Annotated in this window: 20 protein-coding genes; 5 read left to right on the top strand and 15 right to left on the bottom strand. The window is 64.7% G+C overall.

From position 1 onward, the window contains the following. Positions 1-15 precede the first annotated feature (15 nt). Both GTP41_RS23470 and GTP41_RS23465 read right to left on the bottom strand, forming a co-directional pair. Entirely contained in the window at positions 16-741 is a 726-nt protein-coding gene (locus tag GTP41_RS23470) for a LytR/AlgR family response regulator transcription factor (RefSeq protein ID WP_161028015.1), read from the bottom strand. After that, entirely contained in the window at positions 711-2,354 is a 1,644-nt protein-coding gene (locus GTP41_RS23465; protein ID WP_161028014.1) for a histidine kinase, read from the bottom strand. Before GTP41_RS23465 ends, GTP41_RS23470 begins: the two co-directional genes overlap by 31 nt. Positions 2,355-2,464: 110 nt before the next feature. Between GTP41_RS23465 and GTP41_RS23460 the strand changes: the two genes are divergently transcribed. Continuing rightward, the gene (locus tag GTP41_RS23460) at positions 2,465-4,513 is read left to right on the top strand and encodes a serine hydrolase domain-containing protein (RefSeq protein WP_161028013.1); all 2,049 of its coding nucleotides are present in this window, start codon (positions 2,465-2,467) and stop codon (positions 4,511-4,513) included. 53 nt (positions 4,514-4,566) lie between these two features. Here the strand turns inward: GTP41_RS23460 and icd are convergent, their stop codons facing one another. Further along, entirely contained in the window at positions 4,567-5,820 is a 1,254-nt protein-coding gene (gene icd / locus GTP41_RS23455) for an NADP-dependent isocitrate dehydrogenase (RefSeq protein WP_161028012.1), read from the bottom strand. 103 nt (positions 5,821-5,923) lie between these two features. Between icd and GTP41_RS23450 the strand changes: the two genes are divergently transcribed. Next, positions 5,924-6,487: a pseudouridine synthase gene (locus GTP41_RS23450; protein ID WP_161028011.1), complete on the top strand. Its 564-nt coding sequence runs from the start codon at positions 5,924-5,926 to the stop codon at positions 6,485-6,487. A gap of 77 nt (positions 6,488-6,564) precedes the next feature. Further along, a complete protein-coding gene (locus tag GTP41_RS27215; RefSeq protein ID WP_202419859.1) occupies positions 6,565-6,831 on the top strand; it encodes a hypothetical protein in 267 nt (88 codons plus the stop codon). An 88-nt stretch (positions 6,832-6,919) separates the two neighbouring features. Here GTP41_RS27215 and rpsT read toward each other — a convergent pair whose 3' ends face one another. Then, positions 6,920-7,186, bottom strand: coding sequence for a 30S ribosomal protein S20 (rpsT, locus tag GTP41_RS23440; protein WP_055937377.1), 267 nt, complete (start codon positions 7,184-7,186; stop codon positions 6,920-6,922). 172 nt (positions 7,187-7,358) lie between these two features. Here rpsT and murJ point away from each other — a divergent pair, with 172 nt between their 5' ends. Beyond that, positions 7,359-8,903 carry a murein biosynthesis integral membrane protein MurJ gene (murJ, locus tag GTP41_RS23435; RefSeq protein ID WP_161028010.1) on the top strand — a complete coding sequence of 515 codons (1,545 nt, stop codon included), beginning with the start codon at positions 7,359-7,361 and terminating at the stop codon, positions 8,901-8,903. Between the two features lie 11 nt (positions 8,904-8,914). Here murJ and GTP41_RS23430 read toward each other — a convergent pair whose 3' ends face one another. Genes GTP41_RS23430 through gspG form a run of 11 tightly spaced genes read right to left on the bottom strand, consistent with a single transcriptional unit; the run spans position 8,915 to position 18,200 of the window. Beyond that, entirely contained in the window at positions 8,915-9,682 is a 768-nt protein-coding gene (locus tag GTP41_RS23430; protein WP_229503032.1) for a type II secretion system protein, read from the bottom strand. Then, positions 9,648-10,022, bottom strand: a complete 375-nt coding sequence (locus GTP41_RS23425; protein ID WP_161028009.1) for a type II secretion system protein — start codon at positions 10,020-10,022, stop codon at positions 9,648-9,650. Before GTP41_RS23425 ends, GTP41_RS23430 begins: the two co-directional genes overlap by 35 nt. Next, positions 10,016-10,486 carry a type II secretion system protein gene (locus tag GTP41_RS23420; RefSeq protein WP_161028008.1) on the bottom strand — a complete coding sequence of 157 codons (471 nt, stop codon included), beginning with the start codon at positions 10,484-10,486 and terminating at the stop codon, positions 10,016-10,018. The genes GTP41_RS23425 and GTP41_RS23420 overlap by 7 nt, the downstream gene beginning before the upstream one ends. A 3-nt stretch (positions 10,487-10,489) precedes the next feature. Next, positions 10,490-12,490: a secretin GspD/PilQ domain-containing protein gene (locus tag GTP41_RS23415; RefSeq protein WP_371867388.1), complete on the bottom strand. Its 2,001-nt coding sequence runs from the start codon at positions 12,488-12,490 to the stop codon at positions 10,490-10,492. Next, positions 12,487-13,056: a hypothetical protein gene (locus tag GTP41_RS23410; protein WP_161028007.1), complete on the bottom strand. Its 570-nt coding sequence runs from the start codon at positions 13,054-13,056 to the stop codon at positions 12,487-12,489. Before GTP41_RS23410 ends, GTP41_RS23415 begins: the two co-directional genes overlap by 4 nt. Continuing rightward, entirely contained in the window at positions 13,053-13,583 is a 531-nt protein-coding gene (locus tag GTP41_RS23405; protein WP_229503031.1) for a hypothetical protein, read from the bottom strand. The genes GTP41_RS23410 and GTP41_RS23405 overlap by 4 nt, the downstream gene beginning before the upstream one ends. Beyond that, positions 13,580-14,125 carry a hypothetical protein gene (locus GTP41_RS23400; RefSeq protein WP_161028005.1) on the bottom strand — a complete coding sequence of 182 codons (546 nt, stop codon included), beginning with the start codon at positions 14,123-14,125 and terminating at the stop codon, positions 13,580-13,582. Before GTP41_RS23400 ends, GTP41_RS23405 begins: the two co-directional genes overlap by 4 nt. Continuing rightward, on the bottom strand, positions 14,122-14,892 hold the full coding sequence (locus GTP41_RS23395) for a hypothetical protein (protein WP_161028004.1): 771 nt from the start codon (positions 14,890-14,892) through the stop codon (positions 14,122-14,124). Before GTP41_RS23395 ends, GTP41_RS23400 begins: the two co-directional genes overlap by 4 nt. Next, positions 14,885-16,570 carry a GspE/PulE family protein gene (locus tag GTP41_RS23390; RefSeq protein WP_161028003.1) on the bottom strand — a complete coding sequence of 562 codons (1,686 nt, stop codon included), beginning with the start codon at positions 16,568-16,570 and terminating at the stop codon, positions 14,885-14,887. Before GTP41_RS23390 ends, GTP41_RS23395 begins: the two co-directional genes overlap by 8 nt. Then, positions 16,567-17,751, bottom strand: a complete 1,185-nt coding sequence (locus GTP41_RS23385; RefSeq protein WP_161028002.1) for a type II secretion system F family protein — start codon at positions 17,749-17,751, stop codon at positions 16,567-16,569. The genes GTP41_RS23390 and GTP41_RS23385 overlap by 4 nt, the downstream gene beginning before the upstream one ends. A 17-nt stretch (positions 17,752-17,768) precedes the next feature. Next, the gene (gene gspG / locus GTP41_RS23380; protein ID WP_161028001.1) at positions 17,769-18,200 is read right to left on the bottom strand and encodes a type II secretion system major pseudopilin GspG; all 432 of its coding nucleotides are present in this window, start codon (positions 18,198-18,200) and stop codon (positions 17,769-17,771) included. A gap of 335 nt (positions 18,201-18,535) precedes the next feature. Here gspG and GTP41_RS23375 point away from each other — a divergent pair, with 335 nt between their 5' ends. Next, a complete protein-coding gene (locus GTP41_RS23375; protein ID WP_161028000.1) occupies positions 18,536-19,276 on the top strand; it encodes an NF038120 family PEP-CTERM protein in 741 nt (246 codons plus the stop codon). The last annotated feature ends 10 nt before the right edge of the window (positions 19,277-19,286 follow it).

Here is a 19,286-nt window from a genome sequence, read left to right as displayed (position 1 = left end):
CAAGTTTGCGCTACCTCAGAGGTTCGTCAGCGCATTTCGCACGACCGGATACAAACTCCGTGAAACCGGAATACCACTGGCGAAATGCGTGTCGATCGAATACTTGCCGCCAGCTTCAATCTGCAGCCGCGAAAAGTGCTGCAAATTCACCGCATAAGACCGATGCACACGCAGGAAATGCGGCGGCAGGGCCTCCAGCAGCCGGTCAAGCGAGCTGTCATGGAAATGGCAGCTGCCGTCACACATCCGCACCTGCGAGTAGTGCCCATCCGCGCGAACATGGCAGATCTTATCTACGGGCAGCAATTCAATCCCTCCCATCTTCTTCACCAGCAGCGAGCGCGCCCGCGCCTGGCCAGCACTATCGGCAAAGCGCTGGAATGCCTGCTGCAAGCGCAACTGGCTGAACGGCTTGGCGACAAAATCCAGCACGCCGAAATCGAATGCCCGCACCGCCTGTTCAGCATGCGCCGAAACGATAATGGTGCGGAAAGCCCCCTCCCCAACAAGCTGCAGCAAGCGGAACCCGTCATCCCCATGTAAATTGAGATCAAGCAGCAGTAAGTCGACCTCGCCAGCGCGCAGCGTTCCCAACACTTCGTCAACATCATCGCCCATGGACAAATCCTGCAAGCGGGCCCCAAAAAAGGCCCGCACCTCGCGCGCCAGGCGCTGTGCGATCAAAGGCTCGTCCTCGACAACCAACACCCTCATGCCGGCACCCTGAACGTAGCGCGCCACATGCCATCGCGTGGGCCGCTATGGAAACTCGCCATCCCCGCGAACGCTTCGCGCAAGCTATGAAGGATATACGTGGCGCCGGTACCGCTTCCCTGGTGTTTGCGACCATCCGCCAGCGGCATGGCCAGCGCCAACGTGGCATGTCCCTCCCCGCATTCGATGCTGAAGTCGAAAGCCAGATCATCCCGATAACGGTTATGTGAAAATGCATTCTCCAGGCAGGTCAGCAAAACAGCCGGCGGCAAGCACAGCGCCCCCGGCTCGCCGCGTACATGCAGCACGCAGCTTCGCTGCAAGCGCATACCCATGATGGCGAGGTAGTTGTGGCAAAGTTCCAGCTCCCGCACCAAGGGGATCGTGACATGGCTCGCGTAATCGCCCAACATGCGGAACTCGCTTCCCAGCGCCTCAATGAATTGCTCCGCCTGCGCCGGCGACTGGTGCACCAACTCCCCTACCAGGCTTAAAGAATTCATCAGGAAATGCGGTTGCAAGCTTTTGCGCAGCAACTGGATCTCCAGGCGCGACGCCAGCATCGCCTTCTCCCGGTCGCGGATGAACTGGCGCAGCAACTGCCCAAGGATGGCAAACAACAGCAAGAACACTACCAGGGCAAACCCGGCTTCCGAGAAAAATCCCGCCCCCGGCACCAGCCATAACACCAGCGCGCCGATCGCCACGGCCAAACCCGCACCGCTGCCGCCACGGCCGCGCCGCCACGCCAGCAAGTTGATGCCAAGGCTCGCTAACAAGGCAACACTGAAGGTAAGCGCAGCCATGGCATCGAACGGTATGCCGCTGCTGGCAATACCCGCCATGACCAGCGCCAGCCCACCCATTGCCAGCATTTTGCGCCGCAACTGGTAAGCCACCAGGAAATAAAGCGGCAACAGCAATCCGAACACTGCCGTCAGTAGCTGGACCGCCAGTAAACGCGCCAGGTGAAGACCATAGGCGTATCCCGTCACCCCGCGCCACGCCTCCACCACCAAGAGCACACTGGCCGCCGCACACAGTGCACTGAATACGCCCCACCGGGCGTTGCGCTGGTAGCGCAGCAACAGGGCCAGGAACAGCAGCGCCATCAGCGCCAGCGCTCCGGCCAACATCAATGGCAGGATGGTTCCCGCCGCACCAGGCGCAGCATCTTCCATCGCTAGCTGGTAAAACTGATGGCGAATCCTGTCACTGCCGTGCCATGTCGAGAGCTTCAGCACCAGTTCGTGCCGGCCTGCCGCGAGTTGGCCCGGCGCCAGCGTCACGTGGTAATCGACCAGCCCTTGCCGCTCGGCCGGGGCTGAATCCGCCGGTACCCCGTTGACACCCACCCGTACACCATCCAGGTAAATTTCGCTGGCCGCCAGAATCGACAACCCCAGGCGCTGCGGCTGTCCGGGCTGGCGCGCAACCGTGAATCCGGCACGCAGGCAATAAGTCTTCTGTGCGCGCAGTTGCTCGAAGGAGAACGGTAATCCGCCTCGCGCCTGCACGCGGCCGCAATCTGCAAACGGCACGCCGACTTCCTCAAATCGCAGACTTTCCAGCACTATGGCACCGGCAGCCTGGAGCGGCATCAACACCAGCAAGCAGCACAAAAGGAATGGTCGTTTCATGCGACGCATTGTAACGAACTATTTTTGCCTGGCAGTGCAATTGGCGCCCTCGCAGTGCAGTTCACGCTTTTGAGCCGCCCTGCCGCACCGGCGCGGCATATGATGTCACCATGCGCCTCCCATCCAATTTGCTGCTCCTGCTCGCCGCCCTGTCCCTGCCCGCACTTGCCGCGCACCCCACGCCTCCCGGACCCGGGTTCGACCGTTTCGTCAACGCCGAAATGGCAGCGCGTAAAATCCCCGGGCTGTCTATCGGCTATTCTCGCGACGGCGTCACCTGGGCCAAGGGCTATGGCTATGCCGACCTGGAAAACAAGGTGCCAGCGCGCGCCGACTCCAGCTACCGCCTGGCTTCCGTCACCAAACCCATGACAGCCGTCGCCATTCTGCGCCTCGCAGAGCAAGGCAAGGTCGACCTCGACGCAGAAGTGCAGGCCTATGTGCCCTACTTCCCGCGCAAGCCCTATCCCGTAACGGTGCGCCAGCTACTAGGCCATCTTGGCGGCATCAATGCCTATGTCAACCCGCAGGCGGAGCAACACTTCAAGGAGCACAAAGACACGCGTCAATCGATCGCCGTATTCCAGGACTTCGACCTGGTTGCGGAGCCAGGCACGCGCTACCGCTACACCAGCTATGGCTACAACCTGCTCGGGGCGGTGATCGAAGGCGCCTCTGGCCAGTCTTACGCTGACTATATGCGCGCATCCGTGTGGGCGCCGCTCGGCATGACAGCCACCCGCATGGATAACCCGCTCGACCTGATCCCACATCGCGTGCGCGGCTACCAGTTGCTGGACGGCCGGTTAAAGCACGCCGAATTCATCGACATCAGCAGCCGCTTTTCCGCCGGCGGCACACGCTCCAGCGTTCCAGACATGCTGCGCTTTGGACAGGGCGTCAGCGCGGGACGCCTGCTGTCGCCAGCCAGCGTGGTGATGATGACGACATCGATGACCACAAAAAACGGGCAATCGACAGGCTACGGCATGGGCTGGGAAGTGCGCCCGCTCGACGGCAAGTTTGTCATCTCCCACGATGGCGTGCAGCCGGAGACCTCGACCCACCTGTTTGTCTTCCCGTCGCGGGGACTGAGCATCGCAGTGGCGGCCAATCTCCAGCGTATCGACCTTACCGCGTTTGCACGGCGCCTGTTCGAAGCAGTCACCGGCGAGGCCTGGCAGTTGGCAGTCCACATCCGCCAGCCTGCCTATCGGCCCTATTACGAAACAATGCAAGGCTTGTACAACGAAGGCCGCAGCCATGCCGAGGCTGGCCGCGCGCCCTTGGCCGTCGACCGCACGGTAATCGATGCGGCTTTCGCCGCGATCAACGAGCGCGCATACACCCAGGCACCAGCTGGCGCACCAAGTGCGACGCAGTTTCGCATCGCCGGCAGCGCCATGGCGCAAGCACTGGCGCGCAGCGGCGCCCGGCTGGACAGCTATTCCAACGCCGGTGCAATCGCCTTCTTACATGACTATATTTCGCTTTACCGCCGCGACGCCACCATCCCGCCGGAGCAGCGCTTCACGCCAGCATACGAGGATGCGGTGCTGGCTTTGCACGCTGATTGGCAACGCACGCGGAGTGCCACACCGCGCTCGCTCGATACAACGGCCGCCATTCAGGCACTTCGCCGCGCCATGCAGTCATACCGTAGTGCGCAAGCCTACCCCGACCACACTGCGCAACTGCGCGAAGCCGCCTTCCGCCTGCTCGCGCGCGGCCAGCAGGCAGGCGCACTGCAAGCTGCACAACTGGCAGTTGAACATTATGGCGACACTGATGCCGCACAAACCCTGTACGGCACAATCGCCATCCTGACCGGCAAGCAAGCACTTGGGGAAGACGCGTGGCGCAAAGCAATCGCCATCGCTCCGGCAGGCAACGCCAGCTCGACATCGCTGAATTCCCTGGCCTATGCAGTGGCAGCTGGCGGCGGCGATTCCATCCCTTTATTGCAGACCGCCATTGCCGTCCATCCCGGCGACGCTAACCTGCACGACACGCTTGCCGAATTCTATGCCAGTGCCGGAGCTGGCGATAAGGCCCTGCTCGCCTATCAACAAGCGCTCACCCTCAACCCGCACTACCCCAATGCCAACGCCGCCAAAGAAATCATCCGCAAGCTGACTCAGGAGCGCTACACAAAATAAAAACCCCGCCTCCTTTCGGATGGCGGGGCTTGCTTGCGCGGAGGGCGCGAATCTTACATCTGCTCGATCATCACATCGCCGAAACCGGAGCACGACACCTGGGTCGCGCCTTCCATCAGGCGGGCGAAATCGTAGGTCACGCGCTTCGAGGTGATGGCCTTCTCCATGGCGGAGATGATCAGGTCCGCCGCCTCGGTCCAGCCCATATGGCGCAGCATCATTTCGGCCGACAGAATCAGCGAACCCGGGTTCACATAGTCCTTGCCTGCGTACTTCGGTGCGGTGCCGTGGGTCGCTTCGAACATGGCCACGGAGTCGGACAGGTTGGCGCCCGGCGCAATGCCGATGCCGCCCACTTGCGCCGCCAGCGCGTCCGAGATGTAGTCGCCGTTCAGGTTCAGGGTGGCGATCACCGAGTATTCCGCCGGGCGCAGCAGGATCTGCTGCAGGAAGGCGTCGGCGATGGAATCCTTGACGGTGATCTCGCGGCCGGTCTTGGGATTCTTGAACTTGCACCATGGGCCGCCGTCGATCAGCTCCGCGCCAAACTCTTTCTGCGCCAGCGCGTAGGCCCAGTCACGGAAGCCCCCTTCGGTGTACTTCATGATATTGCCCTTGTGGACAATGGTCACGGATGGCTTGTCGTTATCGATCGCGTACTGGATCGCCTTGCGCACCAGGCGCTCAGTGCCTTCGATCGATACCGGCTTGATGCCGATACCCGAGGTCTCAGGGAAGCGGATCTTCTTCACGCCCATTTCCTTGGTCAGGAAGTCGATCAGTTTCTTCACGCCTTCGGTGCCTTGCTGGTACTCGATACCGGCGTAGATGTCTTCCGAGTTCTCGCGGAAGATGACCATATCGGTCTTCTCCGGCTCGCGCACTGGTGAAGGCACGCCCTTGAAGTAGCGCACCGGGCGCAGGCAGACGTACAGGTCCAGCTCCTGGCGCAGGGCCACGTTCAGGGAACGGATGCCGCCGCCGACCGGGGTGGTCAGCGGGCCCTTGATCGAGACCACATAGTCGCGCAGCACCTGCAGGGTTTCTTCCGGCAGCCACACGTCCGGGCCGTACACCTTGGTCGACTTCTCGCCCGCAAAAATCTCCATCCAGCTGATCTTGCGCTTGCCGCCGTAAGCCTTGGCCACTGCCGCATCCACCACCTTGATCATCACCGGGGTAATATCAACGCCGGTACCATCGCCTTCCAGGAAAGGGATGATCGGGGTGTCTGGCACGTTCAGGGAAAAGTCGGCATTGACGGTGATTTTCTGGCCGTCGGCAGGTACTTTGATATGTTGGTACATCGTGTTCTCCGAAGAAGGAATTGGGCAGTCTTCTATAAGACATAAGACACAAGCGTTCCACATTATGCACCAGTATTTTACTGGGCGCTATACAATCCAGCCTATGCCACTGATACTTTTTAATAAACCTTTCCAGGTATTGTGCCAGTTTTCCCCCTCGGGAGATAAGGAGACGCTGGCCGATTACGTGAAGGTGCCGAACATCTACCCGGCCGGCCGCCTCGACTACGACAGCGAGGGCTTGATGCTGATGACCGACGACGGCAAGCTGCAGCACAAAATCGCCCACCCCGACCGCAAGGAAGCCAAGATCTACCTGGTGCAGGTGGAAGGCGTGCCCGACGCCGCCGCCCTGGCGCGCCTGCAGGCGCCGCTCAACCTGGGCGACTTCACCACCCTGCCCTGCACGGCCGTGCGCATTGCCGATCCCGCGTGGATCTGGCCGCGCAACCCGCCGATCCGCCAGCGCGCCGAGCAGCCCACCTCCTGGCTGGCGATCACCCTGCAAGAGGGCAAAAACCGCCAGGTGCGGCGCATGACTGCCGCCATCGGCCACCCGACCCTGCGCCTGGTGCGCTCGGCCATCGGCGGCATTTCCCTGGCCAGCCATCCCTTGCTGCCGGGCGAGTGGATGGAAGTGTCGCCGGACGACCTGCGCCCGGCTTAAGTCAACCCAGGCGGGCGCGACAGCGTTTATGAAGCAGGTTCATCCAGAACCTGCCTTCACTATAAAAGGAGTCCGTCATGTCTAAGACTACTGTCGCGCTGCTTGCCTCCCTGCTCTCCCTCTCCGCTTTTGCTGCCGACCATCATATGAAGGGCTCGGCCTCGGCATCCGCCGCGGCGTCGGCCGCCTCCGCCGCACCGGCCGCATCGGCAGCTGCCTCCGCCGCATCAGCCGCATCGGCCGCCGACAAATCGGCCAAGAAAGCCAAAAAAGCCGCTTCTGCCGCAGCGTCCGCAGCTGCATCCGCCGCCTCCGCTGCTTCGGCCGCCGCTTCGATGAAGTAAGTAGAAAGCGAAAAACCCGCTATGGCGCAATGCCATGCGGGTTATTTCGGTACACCTGTTTGGCGGCTAATGCCGCCAGCACACGAACTTAAGCGGACAGTGCCTTCAGGGCAGCTGCCAGACGGCTCTTGTGACGAGCAGCCTTGTTCTTGTGGATGATTTTCTTGTCAGCGATCGAGTCGATGGTCGACACGGAAGCTTGGAAGATGGTGGTAGCAGCAGCTTTGTCGCCAGCCTGGATAGCCTTGCGAACAGCTTTGATAGCGGTACGCAGGGTCGAACGCTGAGCGGAGTTGTGAGCGTTTTGCTTAACTGCTTGGCGAGCGCGTTTGCGCGCTTGTGCGGTATTTGCCATTTGAGAATCCTAATTCGTTGTCAAAGTTCGTTTGCAAACAATAGCGTTTGCCAAACCGGTGCGGTGTTTTCAGAGCCGGCTGAACGTCGTTGCCTGCCTTACTGAATTCTGTACAGCCTTAGATTATAACGGGGTTTTGCTGCCAGGGCAATTCAAAATATAATCAGCCCCCATGAACTTGCTCAAAACCCTGGCTGCCATTTCCAGCATGACAATGCTGTCCCGTATTACGGGTCTCCTGCGCGACATCCTTTTCTTCCGCGCCTTCGGCGCCGGGGGCATGACGGATGCCTTCTATATAGCCTTCCGCATCCCCAACCTGCTGCGGCGCCTGTTCGCCGAAGGGGCTTTTTCGCAAGCTTTTGTGCCAATGTTGGCAGAATACAAATCCAAACAGGGCGAAGAAGCGACCCGCACCCTGATCGACCATGTGGCCACGGTGCTGGTCTGGGCCACCCTGCTCACCAGCGCAGTCGGTATTATAGGCGCTCCGGTGTTTGTCTTCCTGCTTGGTTCGGGCCTGGAGAAGAATTCCTTCGACGCCGCCGTCTGGATGACGCGCCTGATGTTCCCTTACATCGCCTGCATGTCCTTCGTCGCGCTCTCCAGCGGCATCTTGAATACCTGGCGCCAGTTCAAGATCCCGGCCTTCACGCCGGTGCTGCTGAACGTCTCCTTTATCGGCTGCGCCCTGTTCCTGGCGCCCCACCTCAAGCAGCCGGTGTACGCCATGGCCATTGCGGTGGTGCTGGGCGGCGTGCTGCAGGTGGCGCTGCAGGTGCCGTCCCTGGTCAGGATCGGCATGCTGCCGCGCCTGTCCTGGAACCCGCGCCATGGCCTGGCCGATCCCGGCGTGCGCCGCATGCTGAAGAATATGGTGCCGGCGCTGTTCGCCGTCTCCGTTGCGCAAATCAGCCTGATGATCAACACCACCTACGCCTCCTGGCTGCAGGAGGGCAGCGTGTCCTGGCTGACCGGCGCCGACCGCCTGATGGAGTTCCCGAATGCCTTGCTGGGCGTGGCGCTCGGCACCATCCTGCTGCCCAGCCTGTCCAAGGCCAGCCAGGAGCAGGATCACACCGAGTACTCGGCCCTGCTGGACTGGGGCTTGCGCCTGACCTTCCTGCTGGCGTTGCCGGCGGCCGTCGGCCTGGCCGTGCTGTCGCTGCCACTGGTGGCGACCCTGTTCCACAACGGTAAATTCACCGACTTCGCCGCGCAGATGACGGCGCAGCCTTTGATTGCTTACGCGGTCGGCCTGCTGGGCATCATCCTGGTGAAGTCGCTGACGCCGGCCTTCTATGCGCGCCAGGATGTGCGCACGCCGGTGCGCATCGGCCTCTTTGTGCTGGTTGCCACGCAGTTGATGAACCTGGCCTTCGTGCCGGCCTTCGCGGTGGCTGGCCTGGCGCTGTCGATCAGCGTGGCGGCGCTGCTGAATGCCGCCCTGCTCTATCGCGGCCTGCGCAAGAAGGGTATTTACACGCCGCAGCCGGGCTGGCTGAAGTTCTTCGGCAAGCTGGTGGTGGCGGTGGGCTTGATGGGCGCTGCGGGCTGGTTCGGCGCGCAGCAGTTCGACTGGCTCGGCATGCGCGGCCAGGTGCTGCTGCGCGCGGGCGCGTTGTTCCTGGTGATCGGCGGCTGCGTGGTGATCTACTTTGGCACCCTGTTCGCACTCGGCTTCCGCGTGCGCGACTTCAAACGCCGCGCCAAGTAAGCGGGCCGCGCTTAACGGCGCGCAGGCGGCGTCGCCGGTTGCTCGCGCGCTGGTTCGGGCGCGGTTTCCTGCTGCGGGTCGGCCGCTGCTTCGGGCGGCTGCTGCGGCTCCTGGGGCGGCTCCTGGGGCGGCTCTTGCGGCGGCTCCGGTTCCGGCTCGACCGGCTTGGGCGGCTCTTGCGGTGTGCCGCTTGGCGTGCCGGTCGGTGTGCCCGGCGGCGTGGCAGGCGGCATGCCCGTCCCGGGCCGCGCTGCCTGGCCTGGCATCGGCTCGCCGCCTTTGCCGCCGGCCACCTGCACGCCCTCCCCGCTGAACTTCCATTCGCTCAGGCTGGACTTGCCGTCGAACGCCGCGAAGCGCGGCGGGAAGTTGGAGATCTTGATCGGGGCCGCTTTCGACAGGCTGTAGATGGCCAGGATGCCGCCGTTTTCATTGGCCTTCACGACGCCCCACTCCGCCTTGCCGGTCATCGGGTCGACATAGACGCGCCGTAGATGGCGCTTGAGCTGCGGCGAGCGCGGGTCTTTCAGCAGCTCCTGGAACGAGTTCGGATAGTTGGGCTGGCCGTCCGGCGTGGCGGCGGCGTAACTGGCCAGCGCGTTGCTGTATTCAATGCCGATATCGAGCAGGGCCTGTTCGGCCAGCGCGCGCTGCAAGGTCGTCCCCAGGCGCAGCGAGGTCGCCCCCACCAGGCCGATCACCATCACCAGGATGATGACGCTGGCGTAGGTGAAGCCTGCCTGCTTACCATTCCGAATAGGGCCTGCCGCTGCGGTCATTGCCGGGCGCTCCACTCTTGATATCCGCCACATTGCCCTTGGCCACATCATCCGGCGCGACGATGGTCCAGCTGTCGCTCTTTTCCGTGATCGGGTCGATCGGCACCGCGCGCAGGTATTTTTTCTCCACCAGCTGCTCCAGGCTGTCCGGGTAGCGGCCGGTGTCGCCGTAGAACTGGTCGATAATGGCGCGCGTGCTGCGCAGGTTATCGGCCAGGATGGTTTCCTTGGTCTTGTCCACGCTCGGGAAGTAGCGCGGGACTGCGAGCGTCAGCAGCAAGGCGATAATGCCCAGCACCACCAGCAGCTCGATCAGCGTGAAGCCTCTTTTGTTCACCATTTCTTGTACGGCACGCCGTTCAGGCCCACCTGCTCCGAAGTCGAATACACGTCATACACATCCTCGCCCTCGCGCGGGTCGTCGGCCTCACTGGCGTAGCTGCGCTTGCCCCAGGTCTCGGCGCCGCTGGCGCCGCTCTCGTTGTTGAACGGGTCGCGCGGAATGCGGCGCAGGAAGAAGATCTTGGCGCGCTTGGGGCTGCGCAGGTCGACCACGCCTTCCACCAGCACTTCCAGCTTGCGCGGGTAGCCGTTGCCGGTGATCGATTTGGCGATGCGGCCCTCGTCGTAGGCGACCTTGTAGTCGTCCAGCGCCTTGCGGATTTCGTGCAGCGAGCGGCGCAGCTCCTGTTCGTTGCGGCGCTGGACCACGGTCTGGCCGACCGGGATCGCCAGCATGGCGAGCAGGCCGAGGATGGCCAGCGTCACCAGCAGTTCAATCAGCGTGAAGCCGCGCGCGCGCATCGCTTAGTCCTTGCGCTCCGTGCTGGCGGGCGGCTGCACGGTGTTGGCCGGGGATGGCGCTGGCGCCGGGGCCGGCTGCGGCGCGGTGACGCTGCTGGCCGGGCCGGGCTGAGTGTCGGACAGCGGCACGTTCTGCGGCGCAGCCAGGCTGCCCGGCGTCGGCACGGCCATCGGCGTGGCTGCCGGCTGCGGCGCGACGCTGCCGGCAGCGGGACGGGCGCCCGGCAGCACGACCGGCTGGCGCGGCGTCACATCCGGACGGCGGCGGAAGTTGGCCTCCGTGCCGGCCGAGAACTCGGCAGCCGAAGACTCCGGCCGCTGCAGGTTGCGCACCAGGTGCGGCGTAATCGACAGCACGATCTCGGTCTTTTGCTTGTCGTCCGATTGCGAGCCAAACAGGCGGCCCAGGATCGGGATGTCGCCCAACCCCGGCACGCGGTCCGCCGTGCTGCGCTCCTCGTTGTTGATCAAGCCCGCCAGCACCTGGTTCTCGCCGTCCTTCAGTTGCAGGAAGGTGGAGGCCTGGCGCGTGCCGATCTGGTACGCCGTGGTGCCGGTCTTGGTCGTGATCTGCTGGATCAGGTTCGATACTTCCAGCGCGATACGGATGCCGACCTCGTTATTCAGGTAAATGGTCGGTTCCGCGTTCAGCGTCAGGCCGACATCGACATAGCTCACCGACTCGTAGGCAAAGCCCTGCGTGCCCGGCGACACGGTGGTGGTAATCACCGGCACCTTCTCGCCGATCACGACCTTGGCCTTCTCCTTGTTGCGCACGCGGATGCGCGGGCTGGCCAGCAGGTTGGTGTCGCCGTCGGTCTTCTTCAGGTTGATGTTGGCGCCCAGCGCCGACACGCCGATGTAGTTGCGGTTGATGAAATCCAGGTCGCGCAAGGTCAGCGGCGTGCCCTTCTTGTCGGCATTCAGCACCGACAGCCCAACCTGGTTCGGCCAGTCGATGCCCAGCTCCAGCAGGCGGCTGCGCTTGATCTCCAGGATCTCCACGTCCAGCATGACTTCCGGCTCCGGCTGGTCCTGCATGGCGATGATCTTCTCGGCCAGCTTCACCGCATCGGCGCTGTCGCGCAGGATCACCAGGTTGAGCTTCTCGTCGGCCACCACGTCGCGCGATTTGAGGATGGTCTTGAGCGTGTTGGCCACGCTCTTGGCTTCCGCGTTGGACAGGTAGAAGGTGCGCACCACCGTCTCCTGGTATTCCTTCAGCTTGGCCGCCGTATTCGGGTAGATCAGGATCGTGTTGCCATCCATGACCTGCTGTTCCAGCTGGTTCGTCATCAGCAGGAAGTAGACTGCCGACTCCACCGTGCTGTTCTTCAGCATGATGGTGGTGCGCGCGTCGCTCTTCACATCCTTGTCGAAAATGAAGTTCAGGCCCGAGCGGCGCGAGATGATGTCGAACACCTGCTTCAACGGCGCCTCGCGGAACTCGATCGTGATCGGCGTCTTGTACGCCTTGGACAAGCCGGTCTCCACCGGCGCCGGCGGCACCTGCTCGTTGATCGCGCGCAGCAAAGCGCGCCCGCGCGCATGGTCGGGCTTCTCCGACAGCACGGTGCTGACGCGCGCTTTCGCCGCCTCCAGTTCTTTCTGCTCCAGGTGCAGGCCGGCCTGCGCCAGCAGCTTCTCGTGGCGGTCCGCCATTTCCAGCGCGCGCATGCCGGCGCGGGCGCGCTCATTCTGCGGGTTCAGCACCAGCACACGCTGGAAGTTCTGCGCCGCCAGCTCATACTTGCCTTCGCCGATCAGGCGGTCGGCCTGCTCCAGCAGGCGGATGCTGTTGCGGTCGCGCGCTTCGTAGAAGGCGGCGCGGTAGGTCGGATTGCCCGGCTCTTGCTTGATCGCCTCCTGGAATTTCAGCAGGCTCGCCTCCACCTGGTCCTTCTCGGCCAGGCTGCGGCCTTCGCGGTAGGCCATTTCGCCGGCGCAGCCGGACAGCGCCAGCGCCAGCACGGACAGGGTCAGCGTTCTCAGGGTTGGCTTCACTCAATCACTCCAATATGTAGCTGCTGCGCCTGGTTCATGGGCAGGTAGGTAATCGTCAGGGTGGGCGGGGCGATGTTATCGACGCGGTAGGCGCCGTCGATCTGCGTGCCCTTGCGCACCACATAGGTTTGCTCGCCGCGCCCCAGGTAGACTTCCCACTGGCCGTCGGCGGCCGCCTTGCCCAGGAACTGGAACGGCAGCGGCGGCGCGCTCGGCGGCGGCGCGGCCTGATTGCGGTTCTCGGGCGGGGGCGGCGGCGGTGGCGGGTTCCATGACTGGCCGCCGAACACCCCGTCCTTGCTCTTGAACGAGCCCTCGCCCACGGCGCCAATCAGCTCATCGCGCGGCACCAGGCGCAAGATGGCGGCCGGGCCGGAGGCCGGTTGCCCGCCTGCCGGCGTGGCCGCGCGCGCCGGCGCCGCCGCTGCCGGCGTGGCCTGCGCGCTGCGCGCCGGCTTGCGCTCCACCGCCTCGGCCACGGTTGCATTGGGCGTGCGGTCGCCGAACAGCACCAGCGCCGCCGCCCCGGCCAGGGCCGCGCCCATCAGCATATGGCGCGGCTTCATGGCTGCTCCTTCATATACAGGGTAAAGCGCACCCGCGCCTCCACCACCGGCTCGCTCACCGTCTCGCGGCGGAAGGCGATATCATCCAGCGCCGCAAAAGGAATCGCCGCCAGCGCCTGCAGGCTGAATTGCCAGATATTGTGGTAAGCGCCCTTCACCGGCAAGGTGACCTGGTAGGACGCCACGCCGCTGGCCTTGTCCGCGCTCAATTTGTAGTCGCCCTGCTCCAGCGTCAGCCCGGTCTTGGCGGCGATATCGAACAATTGCCTGACCTGCTGCTCGGCGTGGCGCTTCTCGCCCAGGGTGGCGTAGAACAGGGCCAGGTTCTCATTGGCGGTCGGCGGCGGCGCGGCCTGCACCAATTGCGGCGGCGCCGGCGGCAACGGCGCATTGGCCAGCTGGCGCGCCTTGAGCGACCATGCCAGCGCCAGCGCGCCGGCCAGCAGCAAGCCAAGGGCGATGCAGGCCGCCGGTCCAAGGCGCATGGCGGCCAGGCGCAAACGCAGCAGCACGGCGGCGACGTTCATGGCGCCCTCCATTGCACTTCCACCTGGAACCGCAGCGGGCGGTTCGGGTCCTGCTCGTTGGTTTCATGGCGCAGCAAGACCGCGCCGCGGAAGAACTCCTGCTGTTTCAACTGCGCGATGTAAGCCACCATATCGTCCGCATTCTTTGCCTCGGCGGTGAGCTTCAGCGCCTGCTTGCGCGGGTCCGGATCGAGCGCCAGCAAGGCCACCGCCGGCGTGTTGGCGGCGGCCACCGCGTCCTGCAGCTGGCGCCATGGCAGGTTCAGTTGCAGCACGGCGGCATTGACCGCGACCGCCTGCGCCTCCGGGATGGCGCTCTCCGGCTGGCGCAGCGGTGCGCGCACGGCGGCCGCCTGCTTGCGCTGCTGGGCGCGCAGGGCTTCCTCGCGCGCGGCCTGCTGCTGCGAGGCCTGCAGGCCGACGCTGGCCCCGGCCAGCAGCAGGGCGCCGCCCGCCAGGGCGGCCACGATGGCGGCCGGATGCACGCGGTACAAGGCGCGGCGCCAGCCCGGGCGCGCAAAATCAAGCTGCATCGGCTTCATGCGGCGGCTCCCAGGGCGGCGGTGGCGATATGCTTGTCGTGGCCGGCCGGCTTGGCCAGCGCCGGCGGCACCTCGCCGCTCAGCTGGATCAGGGCCGGCGCCTGCAGGCCCAGCAGCAGCGCTTCACGCTGCGCGGTTTGCGTCAGCCAGTAATGGTCGGCGCCGTGCGGGATGGCGATGTGGCGCAAGGCGCGCAACTGCCCGCCTTCGCAGGCGGCCAGCGCCAGCACATTCCCATGCGCCACGCCGAACCAGGCGTCGCGCTTCAGCGCGCGCGCATGGCGGTTCCAGGCCGCGACAAAATGCGGCACAACGGCGATGACGGCCAGCGCGTGGCGCGCCGCGCTCGACTCGATGGCCGCCTGCAGCGCGCGCGGCACGGCGGCCGCCATGAAGGGCGCCGCAGCATTCCAGTCGGCGCTCATCTGCCAGGCGGCGGGCGCTTCGCCGTACAGGGTGTGGAAGCGCAGCGCGGCGGCCGCTTCCAGGTCGGCCAGGCGCGCCGCCTGCAGCGGCGGCACCACCTGCCACATGCGCACCAGCTCGTCGGCCAGCACGAAGCTGGCGGCCAGGCCGCGCGCCTGCTGCCCGGACAGCAGCGCGTCGAGCGCGCCCGGCAGCGCCGCCGCCAGCGCGTCCGGCGCTGCGGCCAGCGCCTGCTCGGCCAGCAGCGCCGGCGCGGCCTTGCCCCAGCGCGGCGCGCGCAGCAGGCGCAGGGCTTGCGGCGCGACCTCGATGCGCAGCGACTGTGTGAAATTCTTAAGCATGCAAGGTCACCCGCTTGATTTCCGCCAGCGTGGTATCGCCGCGCCGCACCAGTTCCAGCGCCGCATGGCGCAGGCTGCGCGTGCCGTTGGCGTAAGCCGCCGCCTTGACCTGGCGGATTGGTTTCTTTTCCACGATCAGTTCGCGGATCTCGTCGTTCAGGGTCAGGATTTCCGCGATCGAACGGCGCCCTTTGTAGCCGGTGCCGCGGCAGTCGCCGCAGCCCTTGCCTTCCTTGAAGCGGAATTCATAGGCGTCGGCGCGCGCCAGGCCGACGCTGGCCAGCTCCTCGTCCGACGGCGTCACCTCCAGCGCGCAATGCGGGCAATTGATGCGCACCAGGCGCTGCGCCCAGATGCCGTTCAGCGCCGAGACAAAGGCGTAGGGGTCGATCCCCATATGGGTAAAGCGGCCGAACACGTCGAACACGTTATTGGCGTGCACCGTGGTCAGCACCAGGTGGCCGGTCAGCGCCGACTGCACCGCGATTTCCGCCGTTTCGCGGTCGCGGATCTCGCCCACCATGATTTTGTCCGGGTCGTGGCGCAGGATCGAACGCAAGCCCTTGGCGAAGGTCAGGCCCTTCTTTTCGTTGACCGGGATCTGCAGGATGCCCGGCAGCTGGTACTCCACCGGATCCTCGATGGTGATGATTTTCTCGCGCCCGTTGTGGATTTCGGTCAGCGCCGCGTACAGCGTGGTGGTCTTGCCGGAGCCGGTCGGTCCGGTCACCAGCAGCATGCCGTAGGCCTCCTGCGCCAGCGCGCGCAGGGTCGACAGCGACGGCGCGTCAAAGCCCAGCGCCTCCAGCGTCAGCGCGCCGTACGACTCGATCATGGCGCGCTTGTCCAGGATACGGATCACCGCGTCCTCGCCGTGGATCGAAGGCATGATCGACACCCGCAAATCGATCTCGCGCCCCATCGATTCGACCCGGAAGGAGCCGTCCTGCGGCACGCGGCGTTCGGCGATATCGAGCTCGGCCAGCACCTTCAGGCGCGAGATGATCTGCTCCGCCACGTCGACGCCGTTGACCGCCGTCGCATGGTCCAGCACCCCGTCCACCCGGTATTTCACGGCCAGGCCGCCGGCGGTCGACTCCAGGTGGATGTCCGACGCGCCCGCCTTGAGCGCGTCGTACAGCGTCGAGTTCACCAGCCGCACCGCCGGCGAGGCGCCTTCCGAGACCGAGGCGAACGACAGCACCGCCGCCGTCTTGCCGTCGCGCCGCGCGCCCTCGCCGCCCGCCACCAGGCTGTCCACCGCGCGCGCCGACTCCTCCTGCTTCGACAAATAAGCCTGGATATCGGCCTGCAGCGCCAGGCGCAATTGCAGCGGCGCCGCCGCCGTGCAGCGCGCCTGCGTCGCCAGCCAGGTTTGCAAATCCAGGTCGAACGGGTCGGCGATCACGCCCACCGCCGCCCCGTCGTGGGAGCGCAGCAGCACGCAATGGCGCGCCATCGCCTGCGACAGCGGCAGCAGGTCGAAGGCCGGCGCGAAGGCCAGCATGTCCGCCGTTTCCAGCACCGCCAGCCCGAACGGCAAGGCCAGCGCGCGCACCGCCACGCGCGGTTCGATGCCGGTCAGCTGCTCCAGCTCCTCCACCAGGCTGCGCTTCGATTGCAGGCATTGCGCGCGCGCCTTGGCCAGCATGGCGGCGTCGAGCACCGGTACGTTCATGACATCTCCCCGGCCAGGTCAAAGATCGGCATATACAGCAGCACCACGATGGCGCCCACCACCAGGCCGATGCCCGCCATCAGCAGCGGTTCGAAAGTGCGCGTGAAGCGGTCGATCCAGCGGCTGATTTCGCCGTCGTAGAACGCCGCCGACTGCGTCAGCATGGCGCCCATTTCGCCGGTGCGCTCGCCCACGCGCAGCATGCGCAGCGAAATCGGCGTGGTCAGGCCGTTGGCCTCGAACGCCGCCGACAGCGGCAAGCCCGCCTCGATCATGGCGCGCGCGCCTTGCAGGCCTTGCTGCACATTGACCGACACCATGCCCTGCACGGTATCGATCGCATTCAAGATCGTGATGCCGCCTTCGCTCAGCATGCCCAAGGTCAGGTACAGGCGCGACAACTCGTAGATGCGCACCCGTTCGCCCACGCCCGGCAAGCGCCCCAGCAAACGCGCCATGGCGCCGCTGCGCACCAGGCGCCGCACACCCAGCAGCGCGCCGCCGATCGCCGCGCCGATGCCGGCCAGCAGCGGCGTGGTGTGCGCCGCCGCGAACTGGCCCCAGGCCAGCATCACCTGCGACATCCACGGCAGGTTGCGCCCGGCGCCCTGGTACACCTCGGCGAAGCGCGGCACCACGTAGCCGATCAGGAACAGCGACACGCCGCCGCCCACCAGCAGCAGGATGCAGGGATAGATGGCCGCGCTGACCAGTTTGGTGCGCACCAGGTCGACCCGCTGCTGGTAATCGATGAAGCGCTCGAGCGAACGCGGCAAATCGCTGGTGCCTTCCGCCGCCTTGACGATGCCCACGTACAGCGGCGGGAATAATTGCGGCTGCTCGCCCAGCACGGTGGAAAAACGCTGGCCCTCGCGCAGGCCGGCCAGCAAGCGTTCCAGCACGCCGCGCGTGGCCGGCGCCGCCTCTTTTTCCAGCAGCGCCTCCAGCGCCTCCACCACCCCCAGGCCCGCGTTGAGCAGCGCCAGCAGCTCCTGGCTGAACAGCACCAGCGAAAGCGCCTTGGCCTTGCCCGCACGCAGGCCGGCGCGGCGCGGCGCGATGGCGCTGACGAACAGGCCGCGCGCCTCCACCTGGCGGCGCGCGTCGGCCTCGTCGCGGCCATCGATCACCAGTTGGCCGATCACCATTTCCGGCGACAGGGTGCGGACATCGAATTGCATGGGGCGGCTGTGCTGCTTTACTGCGAGCTGATATCGGCGTTCTCACCCTCGCCGCCGGCCTGGCCATCCTTGCCGAGGGAGGTGATTTCGAACTCCGCCTTGGCGCCGGGCGCCTTGTACTGGTACACGCGGCCCCACGGATCGGGCGGCACGCCTTTTTTCAGGTAAGGGCCGTTCCATTTGGCGCCGGCGCTAGGTGGCGCGGCCAGCAGCGCGCCCAGGCCCTCTTCCGTGCTCGGGTAGCGGCCCACGTCCAGGCGATAGGTGTCGAGCGCCTTCTCGAAGGCCTCGATCTGCGCCTTGGCGACGGTGACTTCCGATTTGCCCAGTTGGGAGAAGTATTTCGGGCCAACGTATGCCGCCAGCAAGCCGATGATAACGATCACCACCAGCAGTTCCAGCAACGTGAACCCCCTGCTGGACTTGTCGTGAATCCGCGCTGCAAACATTCCGTACCACCTCCCCCATTGAAAGAACGGCAAAGGCTACCACGCAGCTTTAGGTTTCGACAATTTTTTCTGCAGTGCGCGCGCGCCCGCGGCGCCCGCCGCAATGTTCAATTGGATTGTTATCAAAAGTGTCGCGAATTTTTCACAAGTAAATACATATTCTTTCGACACTATTGTCATAGGTATTTCCGAACTAAATTTGTTTTCATCGCCATAAAATTAAATAAATATCATTGAATTATTTGCATCGTGAAGCGCGACCATTGCTATATTTGTTGCAACCTGTACAAGACAGGGAAGCCGTTTTCGACCACAAAAAAGTAAGGGAACGCATCATGCATCGCCACATCACTCGCCTTAAAACCCTGGCCTGCGGCACGCTGCTCGGCGCCGTCGCACTGCTCTCGGCCCCGGCCCACGCCAGCCTCGCCACCTTCGATTCCAGCCCGCTCACCGCCTACAACCACGGCGAAAAATTCCAGGACGGCGGCCTGACCTTCAGCACCAATATGTCGGCGGCCCTGCTGGCGCTCGGCTATACCGACGGCGCGGCCGGCGTTATGCTCGATAGCGCTAACCCGAACAGCTGCGGCGCGATCAATGATTGCCCGAGCGGCGGCATCGGCAATTTCTATGGCGGCACCAATGACGGCTCCATCAATGTGCAGCGCCTGGGCAGCACCTACTCCCTGCGTTCCCTGCGCTTTTCCTACTTCACCCCGCTGGGTGGGGCGGACGACGGCTTCTACGGCCAACTGGTCCTGAAAGCCACCACCGCCGACGGCACCGTCGTCACCCGCAGCGCCGATTTTGCCAACCAGGACAATGACGGCCACTTCCAATTTTCCACCTGGGTGCTGGACAACGATTTCGCGGCCCTGAAACTGAGCGACTTGAACATCAGCGCCTGCCTGTTCGACGGCAATGGCGGCTGCTTCAACACGGCCGACTGGGCGCCATTCGCCGCCCAGTTCGCCATTGACGACCTCGATGTGGAACTGCCGCTGCCAGGCTCCGCCCCCCTGCTGCTGCTGGGCCTGGCCGGCCTGGCCGCCCTGCGCCGCCGCGCCAACTAAGCTAGCCGAA

The organism is Pseudoduganella guangdongensis, from assembly GCF_009857475.1.
In the GTDB taxonomy this organism is placed as follows: Bacteria; Pseudomonadota; Gammaproteobacteria; order Burkholderiales; family Burkholderiaceae_D; genus Rugamonas; species Rugamonas guangdongensis.
Note: the sequence above shows the minus strand (reverse complement) of the source record. Positions and strands in the feature narration are given on the sequence as shown.